Origin of the sequence: Acetobacter cerevisiae, assembly GCF_001580535.1 — a bacterium.
GTDB classification, from domain to species: domain Bacteria; phylum Pseudomonadota; class Alphaproteobacteria; order Acetobacterales; family Acetobacteraceae; genus Acetobacter; species Acetobacter cerevisiae.
This window is the reverse complement of the sequence record NZ_LHZA01000089.1, coordinates 1-9742: the sequence shown is the minus strand read 5'-3', so window position 1 is coordinate 9742 and position 9742 is coordinate 1. Positions and strand designations below refer to the sequence as shown.

The following is a 9742-nucleotide window of genomic DNA, read 5'->3' as shown; positions in this document are numbered from 1 at the left end:
AAGATGTCGCACAAGGATCGTCATGCGCGCTGGACGCTGAAGTTCACGAAAGCAAAACGGCAGGATGATGGAACGATCCCCGCAACGGATCTCGCCATCCCGTTTTTTGGCTACAAATCCCACGTCTCCATCGACCGGAAGTTTCGGTTCATCCAGAAATGGAAGACGACGGATGCCGCCGCCAGTGATGGTGCGCGATTGAGAGAGGGGCTGTTAGGCTCAGGACTCATTCTTTGAGGTAGAAGCTGAAGCTTGCTGCGATGTGGATAGCGGACATGAAAGTGTGTGCGCAGCGGTCATATCGTGTTGCCACCCGCCGCCAGTCTTTGAGCTTTGCGAACATGTTTTCGATGAGGTGGCGCTTTTTATATAGATGCCAGTTGTAAAGTAGCTTTGATTTCCGGTTCCCATACCAATAGTTCGGCCAGATCACCCACAAAGAAGTCAGTGAGGATGCCTGCCGAAGTATAGGACGCACCAATCAAACCGCCGCTGCCGCCGCACACCAAAGGCACCGCTGTCGGTGCACGCGTAACAGGTGCCGCGTGGGTTAAACCGGCAGCTGCGGCAATAGTGTCTCCGTTGTAGGTGGCTCCGAGTATCTGCCAGTGCCCCAATGCAGCATTCAGCCGCCCGGCAAACCCTTTGGCCGAAGCTGAGGTGCCAATCTGCAACCCCTGTGCCCTGGCGTATGCTCCGGCCACTCCCATGGGAATATACCCGCGCAGGGCCCAGGCTGGCGTGCCTGCTGTTGCGCTGTCACTCCCCATGATGACCGGCTGTGCGGAAGCAGTGCAAACCGTATTGCGATAGACAGCAATGATGGTGCCGGGGACTTCCAGCATGGTATGGGCCAGAGCCGAAGCACCGTCAAAATGCACGGCATACCCGGAGGCTGTCGCGTAGCGAACCAGCTTGCCTGCCTTGGCCGTGACCGTCCAGGGACTTGCAACACGGCTGGACTAGGACTGCACCACACCACTGTCATCGGTCACAACACCGGCAGCGGCATCAAGCCACAGCGCAGGCGCGTGCTGCGCAATCCGTCGCTCGTAGTCCGGTGCATCCAGATCAAGATACGATCCGTCGGCCCCAATCAACCGCAATGCCGCGTCCTGGGCAGGATCGACATCAAGAGTGCTGCCGTCATACAGACTCAGTCCCAGCACCCGCAACGTGCCGTCCTGCGCTACCTGTAACGCCACGTTGCCTGCCGGGTCGCGGATCTCAAACGGCAAATCGCCATCTGCAGAAACCTCATGACTCCCCACAAGGATCGACCGCAGCGCATAGATAGACTGTGCGACTGCCGCCCAGGACGCACGGGCAAAATATTGCCAGTGGCCGCCAGTAAACCAGATGCCGTCCCCAACGCCCCACGACGCTGTCCCGTCTATGGACGTCGTGCCGGCAACAGAGACCAGATAGAGGTCGCCCTCAGTCCCTGCGGCACTGGCCAGTTGGGGGCTGTTCGTGCTGGCATTCCAATATCCGCGATACGTCAGCGGGGCAGATCCGGTCAGGGCTGCCGTCAGCATGACCTTGACCGCAGCAGCATCAGCCGTAACACCCGCAACCGCATTGGTTGCCGCTGTCAGTAACGGCACAGCCTGATCTGCTGCCACCTTCGCGTCAGATGCGTGCTGTCCCGCCACAATTGCAGAGTTACCCGACCCTTCCGCAGCATCCTGTGATGTCACGGCAGAAGATGCCGCAGCCAGCACACTGGCTTTCAGGTCGTCAAAATTTGTCCCAATCGTTGTAGCTGCCTGCATCGCAGCCAGTTGCACAACAGCATCCAGCGGCAGCGTGATCGTCGTGTTGTCTGTCTTGGTGATGACCAGCTGCCCTGCGGCATTAACCAGCGCGGACGCAATCCCAACGCCCGGATCACCTTTGGAGCCTGGCGCGCTGCCATTGATCACCACATTAAGCGGCCCGTTACTCTGGCCCGAATCAATCCCAACACTCATTGTGTCACCCTATCCACGACCGCAATCGTGACCGTGTTTGTTTGTTTGATTGTGCCGTTCAGGTCGCTGATACGGATGTCCGTGCGCAGGGTGCCCAGCGGCCAGCCTGACGTGTCACCGGGAAAGCTCAGCGTATAGGTGCCCAACTGATCTGCCACCTGAGCAGGCACCAGAGGCGCAATCAGCGCGTTCTGGCTATCGCGCAACTCCGCCCCCACCCAGAGCCACCGGCACGCCCTGTGCGTCCTCATTGATGCACGTGACGAGGAACGTAGTCCGGCGTTTGAAGAGGAAATCAGCCATCAGACTGCTGGCTCCGCAGGCAGTGCGGTGCTGGTGGTGTCTGTGCCGTCAGCAATGACTTTCAGAGCTTTCTGATAGGCAATCCATGTCTGTGGCACAGCAACACCCATGGCACCGTAATTTGCCCAGGTCGAAGAAGCGGCTGCTGTCAGCGCGCTTGTTGCCTGTGTGGTAAGCGGCACTGGCGGCGCGGGCGGCGTGTAATCAACAATTTTCCCTGCCTCAACACCGCGTCCTGTTGGAAGTCGGAAAGCAGTGGTGTCTGCCCAGTCCTGGCGAGATACAGCAATCAGCGCACTGGCAGCCGGGACGTTGGTCACGCTGGTCAACGTCCAGGTATCATACCATCCCGTCACGCTCGTGGGCTGTGCCGCCTCTGTGTCATACCCTGCATATAACGCGCCGGATAAAGAATAGCGCCGCCTTGGACCCAGATGGTTTGAGCTCCAGCCGTCAGCGCCCACTGATCTTCGGTGAGTGCGATCATCGTCACTGCAGCTGGCAGGTTTTGCACAACAGTCTGCGGTGACTGAACATCATAGAGAGCCGTCACGCGGGTAATGCTGGTGGCTGTCGTATCGTATGCCGCATAATACCGTGCAGGCCACGCAGCAGCGATCACCGCTGCTCCAGTGAGAGAGGCTGTCGTTGTCATTTTGATCCTATCGCGATGATATTGGCTGAGCCGCCCGTGTTGCGGGGACGCACATACATGCCGGTGGCTGTTGCGCCGTAACAGAAATAATCAGTATCAGTGGGATCTGAGAGGTTCCCGCAGGAGTTAGCCTGGTAAAATACTGGCACTTCTGAAAAAGCGACCGGAAACGTGACCCATGTGCCTGCCGCTGAACCGTTACCCACGCTAGCCTGAAAAGCCTGTATGCGGTGGCCATAGGCTATATTGATCACACGATTGTCTGATGTGCCAAAGTCGCTTGCGTATGTAGATGTCGGAACATAGCTGACCAGATCCGCCGTGTAGGCTACGTCTCCATAGTCACTGTCATTTATTCTGCGGCCTTCTGGAATACCAACATAACGCCAGTTTCCACTCGACCCTCTTAAAGAGAACAATCCACTAAAATAGTTGCCAACATACTCTTGAATTTGGCAATGGAACTCGCCGCCTCTTCCTTCTGCAATGGAGGTAAGACCCGGATAATTTATGAAGGTGTCTGATGCCGGCGAACCGGGATTGTATCCGCCCAAACGCTTGACGCTGTATTGGTTTTATCTAGGCTCAGGACCTATTAATTTATTGAACTGAGCGAGACGTTGTGATTCACAGGCTTACCAATTGTTACCGACCAAGAAGGATGGAACTTACCGACAGGTAGTGAGTGACCGGGATTATATGGGACGATCCGGGATCTGACGGGACAAAATGTGGCGGACGAAAGCCATTTGTGCCGGTATCTGAAAAATTTTGAGCTGCCGAAATGCCCCGGCCTCTTTGGATGGAAATTTTCGACAAGTCTGCGGTATTGCCTGTTTCAGCCATTTGATTTGGAACCCATCGTATTTTTATACAATGAGTTCCGAGACCCTTTTAAGAGCCTCTTAAAAGCTGTTTCTGGGGATCTCATTAAGAGGCAGGAATTGCTTTTCCTGCGACCAGTCGCGTTTGCGGCTTGATAGAATGTCTTCATCCACTGGCTGGCCGCATAACCATAGAGGCAACGGCATCTCCATAATTGCACCCGGCTTCGATCCGCCAGACAGGCCCATTTCCATATGGCCGCCCCATTGTGGGTCTCTTAAGCCTTGAGGAAGGGCTTTGAGGCTGTCTGGAGCCAAATCCAGCTCTACATCCAAATGAGCTGATGTTCCTTCCCAGCCGTTTGGATAATAGTCCACCGTTAGGTTTTCTCCGTGCGCGGCATATTTCGGTATATTCGGGCAAGCCTGCAAAAGAGCTGCAATGGCTCTTTTGGCACCATCCAGTTTTTGTGGTGGCATCCCACGGAATTGGGCGTTTTCCAGCATATCTTGCCGTGGAGCTGTGTCTGGCTGCTGTGTATTATCCTGGGCGATAAATAATAACACTCCCAAAAATAGACCAGAACACAGCACAATAATTACAAATGCAGTTTTTCCATATGTCTGTTTTTTATCAGCCATTTCTAGGATAACCCTTAAAAGACATTAAGACATTGCCTGCAATCTATAGGCTACGCGCCCTATTACTGTAATTGTGTCGTTCCCGTCAGCTTCTCCCCACCGGAAACGGCTGATTTCTGCCTCTTGTGGCGGGTAACGGTCATTGTCTGAAATGATCATGACCGTGCCCGATGCTGTAGGAGACAACCTCTTCACCATCAGCTGGCCGTTCACGACGAACACGGTGACCCCACCTAGGAGCATGGTGGGAGCTGTATTCAGGATAAGCCGGTCGCCAGATTTAAGAGTCGACTCCATGCTGTCGCCTGCGACGCGGAGCATAATTGTATGATGCGGCAACAGTCCCAGATCTTCTAAAAAGCAGCGAGAAACAAAGACTTTCCGTGGTTCAGGGCGGTCATGCCCATAGCGACCAAAGCCCGCGCTTGCCTCGGCTTCTTCATAGTAAGCCACACCAACCCCGTCAGAGCTTGCATGATGCATGTCCACATCTGAGCGGGTCCCGAACAACAGCCATTGCGGATCGACCCCGCATATCTCCGCTAAGTGAATGGCCGTACTGACCTTCATCTCATGGCCTTTAAGGTAGCGGTTAAGAGAGTTGCTAGAGAATCCACTTTTCTCCAGGACCGTTGAGTATCCACCCCCGCTTTTAACCGCTTCACGGACACGAGCGGCGAATTCTGTCTCTTGTCGGTTAGAAGTGTTTTCTGACAAATCAAAAATCTCCGCTATTTGCACAGAAAAAAGTGGGGGATAACGGCCATTCCTGAGCGTTATCCACAAAACTACCCCCAAATAAAACCAACAAGCGGAGATTTATGGTTTCTAGGGAGATTTTTGTGTGTAATCTCACGTTATTTCCTACGGAAGAAAAGACCGGGCGAAAGCTACGGTAAGGGGACAAAAAAGAGGGGCAGCTGGCACTGCCCCGGTGAAGGAGGCTAGTATGGCACGAAAGCCATTAGGAATGCACGTGGAGGACATTAAATCGTCTCTCCGCAAGAAGTGGGGCAGCCTGTCTGCGCTGTCCCGGCATTTGGGCAGAAACCCCAATGCCGTCACCCAAGCACTTGGAACCCCCGGCTATTCTATGCCGCTTGAACAAGCGATTGCAGACGAACTTGGTCGTGAACCCAGCGATATTTGGCCGGATCGTTATCATATGGACGGAACTCCTGTTTCGTTTCGTGCTGAGAGAACTCCTACCGCGCTCACTGGTGGCGCACACCGTCAAAATGAGGTGGCAGCATGAACATGTCTGTGCCTCAGCCGCTCTCAGCAGTGGTGTCTATCCCTCTGGCAGATATTGACGTTGGAGAGCGCCTGCGGGGCGTTGATGTCGATGCTGCTGCCGTTATTGCAGCCAGCATGCAGGAACAGGGTCAGCGCACCCCGATTGAAGTGCGGAAATCTGGCAAGCGGTATCGTCTGATTGCCGGCGCGCATCGCATGCGGGCACTGGAACTGGCCGGTATTGAGAGTGCCTTTGCTGTTGTCGTGAAGGCGGATGACCTACAGGCCCAGCTGCTGGAAATTGATGAAAATATCTGCCGACGGGAACTGAGCCCGTTAGATAAGGCGACCTTCCTGGCACGGCGTAAGGAAGGTTACGAAGAGCTGCACCCGGAGACGAAACACGGTGGAGACCGGAAGTCGGATCAAGTGGACAGTCTTGTCCACTTGATCCCCTCATTCACCGAGGCAACTGCCCAGAAGCTCGGTTTAAATGCGCGCTCTGTGTCCCGTTATACCAGCATTATGCCTGATGTGCGCGAAATCATTGCCAATACATGGCTGGCAAGCAGCGGTGCGCAGCTGGATGCGCTGGCGCGGGAGACGCCGGATGTGCAGCGTCAGATTGCTGACTTTGTGACCAAGTGGGACGCGGTGAGAAATATCTCCGAGATCCTGCGGCAGATCCGTAATCAGCCACGGAAGAAGACCACCCGGCTGCATGGCAATCCAGCGGCAGGTTTTGCGCAGGGTTGGATCCGTGATGCCCCATGCATCGAGCAGCTGATAAACGTCTTTGGCCGCTGAAAAATACCAGCATGACACCCCTAATGTCTGGATGATGACCGCTGACAGCAGCATGCGCTCCCCCACAGCCATTCTGCGTGAGCTGACGGAGCTGCTGGACGCGAATGAGAAACGTGGTCCCCGCATGATGGCTTCTGTCATCCAGCGCGTGAAGGGCACGAGGGGGCTGATCATTGTTGATGAAGCCCAAAATCTGACAACGGAGGCGATTGATCTGCTCCACACGATCTTTGACCGTGGAAGAATTGGTCTCGTGTTTATGGGGAATGAGCCGCTTAAGGGACGCATTGAAGGCATGGGCCGTCAGAGTTCCCATGCACAGATTTTCTCCCGCGTCGGTATGCGGAAAAATCGTGTTAATCCACTGGTTATCCTCCTTAACTAACGACACGGCGTAAAGTGACGAGATAATGGTGTCTGAGACAGCATCACAACAGGCGGATGTTTGGGAACCCGGAGCCTGTTTTGGGGTTACGAGTGACGGACTGTCAGGATTGAAGGAACACCCGGTATGAAATCAGGTTTGACGAAAGCGCTGGCAGCAGGACTGTTGCTGGGCGTAATGGCCTCTCCGCTGGCCAGTGCGGCGGAAACGGCGGACGGTACGCTGGTGGGCGCGGATGGGGCGGAAGTCGGCACCGTGAAAGTGACGAATGCGCCCGGTGGCGTGCTGCTACGGGTGAGTGTGCGCAACCTCTCGCCGGGGTGGCATGGCATGCATTTTCATGAAAAAGGCAGTTGTGAAGCCCCGAAATTTACCAGTGCGGGGTCACACGTGCACACCATGACACCGGTGGTGCATGGGCTGTTGCATGACAATGCCAATGATAACGGAGACTTGCCGAACCTGTATGTGGGGCCGGACGGTCAGGCGACTGTGGAGCTGTATTCCACGCTGGTTTCTCTGAAATCCGGCGGAACGCGGCCGGCTCTGCTGGACCATGGAGGCTCGTCGCTGGTGATCCATGCGCACCCGGATGATTATACCTCGCAGCCGATTGGTGGCTCGGGCGATCGGGTGGCGTGTGCGGTGATTAAAGCGGGGTCATAAGGCCAGAATGCGCAAAGGCAGGGGAAACCCGGTGAGGTGCCCCCTGCCCTGCTGCTGAGACGAGATCAGGCTTTTTCGTCTTCAGCGTCTTCTTCGGGGTCTTCATCGTCTTCAAAGACCAGTTCAACCGTGATGGTTGCGCTGTCGCCTTCCTGAAGCTTTTTGGCGTCAGCGTTGGCTTCGTCCTCGCTTTCGTAGAACTTGCCCTCGTTGGGGTCTTCCTGCCACTCGTTGCGCGGGTCCCAGAACGTTACGTCGCCGTCCTCGTCTTCACGCTGCACGAGATAGCCGACGATCACGTCGTTTTCGTCGCTCATGTTTTCATCGCTCATGGTCTTTATCCTTTACTGACCCGTCACCTATGCAGCATGGACAGAAAAAAGGAAGAGTCTCAAGTGATGATTCTGCTTCTTTTGCCTGCAATGACAGTGGGAGTTGCCTGATCACTCGTATTCTGACACCGATGCGCCGCCTGACCCGGCTGGCGCTCCTGACCCCGATGCTGGCCGGTTCTGCCCTGCTGGCCGGTTCTGCCCTGCTGGCCACGGGGGCCATGACCCCTGCGGCGCACGCAGCGCTGGCCAACGGAACCACCGCCCCGGATTTTACGCTGGACGGCGCGCTGGGGGGGGAAGCCTCTTAAATTCTCGCTCAAAGAGGAGCTGAAGAAGGGGCCGGTGGTGCTGTATTTCTTCCCCGCCGCCTTTACCAGTGGCTGCACACTGGAAGCGCATGCCTTTGCGGAAGCCATCCCGACCTTCCAGAAGCTGGGGGCGACCGTGGTGGGTGTGACGGCGGGCAATGTGGACCGCGTGGCTGAGTTCTCCAAAGACGAATGCCGCAGTGCGTTCCCGGTGCTGGCGGACCCCGGCGCGAAGGTGGCGGGGCTGTATGACAGCCAGAAGACGCAGGGGTCTTTTGCGCTCTCCTCCCGCACATCCTTTGTGATTACGCCGGAGGGCAAGATCATCCTGAGCTATACGTCCACCGACCCGGAAACGCATGTGCAGAAAACGCTGGAGGCCGTGCAGGTCTGGCGGGTGGCGCAGCCTGCGCGTGAAGGCCAGTAAAGGGCTGGCTCTTGTCCTGCACCGGGGTGGAGGAGTAAGTCTGGCAGGCTGATTTCATCCTGATTGCGGCAGGGGGCGGTGTGCGGACTGGCATGCGGAAAGCCCGGACTGGTCTGCAATCGCACTTCTGGACTGGTTGTTGCCGTGACTGATACCTCTTTGCCCGTCTGCGTTGCTGCGCTGTATCGCTTTACGCCGTTTGAAAACTTTGCCGAACTGCGCGGCCCGTTGCAGGCGGCGTGTGATGCAAACGGTGTGCAGGGCACCCTGCTGCTGGCGCGTGAGGGCATTAACGGCACCATTGCGGGCACGGACGCAGGCATTGCGGCGGTGCTGGAGCATATCCGCGCCCTGCCCGGCTGTGCGGAAATTGAGGTCAAGTTCTCCCGCGCGCCCAGCATGCCGTTTTTGCGCATGAAGGTGCGGCTGAAGAAAGAAATTGTGACCATGGGTGTGCCGGGGCTCGACCCGCGCTCTGACGTGGGCCATTACGTGCCCGCCGAAGAGTGGAACGCGCTGCTGGAAGACCCGGACACCATTCTGATTGATACCCGCAACGATTATGAAGTGGCGGCTGGCACCTTTAAGGGTGCGATTGACCCGAAGACAAAGACCTTCCGGGAGTTCCCGGACTGGTTCCGCACGCACCGGGAAGAGCTGATTGCCGAAGGGCGCACGCCGCGTATTGCGATGTTCTGCACGGGCGGGATCCGGTGTGAAAAAGCCACTGCGTTTGTCAAAGCCGAAGGGCTGGACGAGGTGTACCACTTGCAGGGTGGCATTCTGAAATATCTGGAAAATATTCCCGAAGAAAACAGCCTGTGGCGGGGCGAATGTTTTGTGTTTGACCAGCGCGTGACGGTGAAGCACGGGCTGGAACCCGGATCACTCGACCAGTGCCATGCCTGCCGCATGCCGCTGACGGCGGAAGAAATGGCCTCCCCTGAATATGAGCATGGGGTGAGCTGCCCGCATTGCTACAAGGAACGCGATGAGAAGCAGCGCGCCCGTTATGCGGAACGTGAACGGCAGGCGCAGCTGGCGGCGGAACGTGGGGAAGTGCATCTGGGCGCGCATATGGATGAAATCCGTGAGCGCAAGCGGCGGGAACGGGAAGAAGAAATCCGTCGGCAGAATGAGAAGCGGCAGGTGAGGCACTAGAGCGTTTTCTGCGCTGAATG

General features: G+C 56.4%; 16 protein-coding genes and 3 pseudogenes. 8 read left to right on the top strand and 11 right to left on the bottom strand.

Translation table 11 applies throughout. From position 1 onward, the window contains the following. Window positions 1-216: pseudogene (locus tag AD928_RS01490) on the top strand (IS5/IS1182 family transposase); the annotation flags it as partial. Between the two features lie 10 nt (window positions 217-226). Here the strand turns inward: AD928_RS01490 and AD928_RS14310 are convergent. The 9 genes and pseudogenes from AD928_RS14310 to AD928_RS01460 form a co-directional block, all read right to left on the bottom strand. Continuing rightward, window positions 227-403, bottom strand: a pseudogene (locus tag AD928_RS14310) (IS5/IS1182 family transposase); the annotation flags it as partial. Then, a complete protein-coding gene (locus tag AD928_RS14680) occupies window positions 366-881 on the bottom strand; it encodes a hypothetical protein (RefSeq protein WP_062247668.1) in 516 nt (171 codons plus the stop codon). The pseudogene AD928_RS14310 and the gene AD928_RS14680, both read right to left, overlap by 38 nt. Window positions 882-962: 81 nt before the next feature. Beyond that, window positions 963-1973, bottom strand: a complete 1011-nt coding sequence (locus AD928_RS01480) for a hypothetical protein (protein ID WP_062247666.1) — start codon at window positions 1971-1973, stop codon at window positions 963-965. Continuing rightward, on the bottom strand, window positions 1970-2179 hold the full coding sequence (locus tag AD928_RS01475) for a hypothetical protein (RefSeq protein WP_062247664.1): 210 nt from the start codon (window positions 2177-2179) through the stop codon (window positions 1970-1972). Before AD928_RS01475 ends, AD928_RS01480 begins: the two co-directional genes overlap by 4 nt. 96 nt (window positions 2180-2275) lie before the next feature. Beyond that, window positions 2276-2632, bottom strand: coding sequence for a hypothetical protein (locus AD928_RS01470; RefSeq protein ID WP_233419888.1), 357 nt, complete (start codon window positions 2630-2632; stop codon window positions 2276-2278). Continuing rightward, a complete protein-coding gene (locus tag AD928_RS14910; protein WP_167347332.1) occupies window positions 2629-2931 on the bottom strand; it encodes a hypothetical protein in 303 nt (100 codons plus the stop codon). The genes AD928_RS01470 and AD928_RS14910 overlap by 4 nt, the downstream gene beginning before the upstream one ends. After that, window positions 2928-3485, bottom strand: coding sequence for a hypothetical protein (locus AD928_RS14675; protein ID WP_156470042.1), 558 nt, complete (start codon window positions 3483-3485; stop codon window positions 2928-2930). The genes AD928_RS14910 and AD928_RS14675 overlap by 4 nt, the downstream gene beginning before the upstream one ends. A gap of 351 nt (window positions 3486-3836) precedes the next feature. Beyond that, window positions 3837-4397, bottom strand: coding sequence for a hypothetical protein (locus AD928_RS01465; protein ID WP_062247662.1), 561 nt, complete (start codon window positions 4395-4397; stop codon window positions 3837-3839). Between the two features lie 24 nt (window positions 4398-4421). Next, a complete protein-coding gene (locus tag AD928_RS01460) occupies window positions 4422-4967 on the bottom strand; it encodes a S24 family peptidase (protein WP_156470041.1) in 546 nt (181 codons plus the stop codon). A 379-nt stretch (window positions 4968-5346) separates the two neighbouring features. Between AD928_RS01460 and AD928_RS14305 the strand changes: the two genes are divergently transcribed. Beyond that, window positions 5347-5652: a helix-turn-helix domain-containing protein gene (locus AD928_RS14305; RefSeq protein ID WP_082779676.1), complete on the top strand. Its 306-nt coding sequence runs from the start codon at window positions 5347-5349 to the stop codon at window positions 5650-5652. Further along, a pseudogene (locus AD928_RS15345) lies at window positions 5649-5936 on the top strand (ParB N-terminal domain-containing protein); the annotation flags it as partial. The gene AD928_RS14305 and the pseudogene AD928_RS15345, both read left to right, overlap by 4 nt. A 186-nt stretch (window positions 5937-6122) precedes the next feature. Here AD928_RS15345 and AD928_RS15340 read toward each other — a convergent pair. Further along, a complete protein-coding gene (locus AD928_RS15340; protein WP_373320585.1) occupies window positions 6123-6494 on the bottom strand; it encodes a hypothetical protein in 372 nt (123 codons plus the stop codon). Between AD928_RS15340 and AD928_RS01445 the strand changes: the two genes are divergently transcribed. Together AD928_RS01445 and sodC are read left to right on the top strand one after the other, a co-directional pair. After that, window positions 6430-6825: an AAA family ATPase gene (locus tag AD928_RS01445; RefSeq protein ID WP_062247654.1), complete on the top strand. Its 396-nt coding sequence runs from the start codon at window positions 6430-6432 to the stop codon at window positions 6823-6825. The genes AD928_RS15340 and AD928_RS01445 overlap by 65 nt on opposite strands. Before the next feature lie 126 nt (window positions 6826-6951). Next, complete coding sequence (gene sodC / locus AD928_RS01440) at window positions 6952-7491, top strand: superoxide dismutase[Cu-Zn] (protein ID WP_062144375.1); 540 nt, start codon at window positions 6952-6954, stop codon at window positions 7489-7491. A gap of 65 nt (window positions 7492-7556) precedes the next feature. Here sodC and AD928_RS01435 read toward each other — a convergent pair whose 3' ends face one another. Continuing rightward, window positions 7557-7823 (bottom strand): hypothetical protein, encoded by a 267-nt coding sequence (locus tag AD928_RS01435; RefSeq protein WP_062144378.1) that lies wholly within the window; start codon window positions 7821-7823, stop codon window positions 7557-7559. 131 nt (window positions 7824-7954) lie between these two features. Between AD928_RS01435 and AD928_RS15135 the strand changes: the two genes are divergently transcribed. From AD928_RS15135 to trhO, 3 genes are all read left to right on the top strand, one after another. Then, complete coding sequence (locus AD928_RS15135; protein WP_233419887.1) at window positions 7955-8134, top strand: hypothetical protein; 180 nt, start codon at window positions 7955-7957, stop codon at window positions 8132-8134. A 34-nt stretch (window positions 8135-8168) separates the two neighbouring features. Beyond that, window positions 8169-8561, top strand: coding sequence for a peroxiredoxin (locus AD928_RS01430; RefSeq protein ID WP_233419886.1), 393 nt, complete (start codon window positions 8169-8171; stop codon window positions 8559-8561). 144 nt (window positions 8562-8705) lie between these two features. Beyond that, window positions 8706-9722, top strand: a complete 1017-nt coding sequence (gene trhO / locus AD928_RS01425) for an oxygen-dependent tRNA uridine(34) hydroxylase TrhO (protein WP_373320584.1) — start codon at window positions 8706-8708, stop codon at window positions 9720-9722. Window positions 9723-9742 lie beyond the last annotated feature (20 nt).

What these genes read in the sequence shown, in the direction of transcription:
- AD928_RS01480 (WP_062247666.1), bottom strand. Translation starts at nt 1,973, where the DNA reads ATGAGTGTTGGGATTGATTCGGGCCAGAGTAACGGGCCGCTTAATGTG.
- AD928_RS14910 (WP_167347332.1), bottom strand. Translation starts at nt 2,931, where the DNA reads ATGACAACGACAGCCTCTCTCACTGGAGCAGCGGTGATCGCTGCTGCG.
- AD928_RS01465 (WP_062247662.1), bottom strand. Translation starts at nt 4,397, where the DNA reads ATGGCTGATAAAAAACAGACATATGGAAAAACTGCATTTGTAATTATT.
- AD928_RS01460 (WP_156470041.1), bottom strand. Translation starts at nt 4,967, where the DNA reads ATGAAGGTCAGTACGGCCATTCACTTAGCGGAGATATGCGGGGTCGAT.
- AD928_RS14305 (WP_082779676.1), top strand. Translation starts at nt 5,347, where the DNA reads ATGGCACGAAAGCCATTAGGAATGCACGTGGAGGACATTAAATCGTCT.
- AD928_RS15340 (WP_373320585.1), bottom strand. Translation starts at nt 6,494, where the DNA reads ATGCTGCTGTCAGCGGTCATCATCCAGACATTAGGGGTGTCATGCTGG.
- sodC (WP_062144375.1), top strand. Translation starts at nt 6,952, where the DNA reads ATGAAATCAGGTTTGACGAAAGCGCTGGCAGCAGGACTGTTGCTGGGC.
- AD928_RS01435 (WP_062144378.1), bottom strand. Translation starts at nt 7,823, where the DNA reads ATGAGCGATGAAAACATGAGCGACGAAAACGACGTGATCGTCGGCTAT.
- AD928_RS15135 (WP_233419887.1), top strand. Translation starts at nt 7,955, where the DNA reads ATGCGCCGCCTGACCCGGCTGGCGCTCCTGACCCCGATGCTGGCCGGT.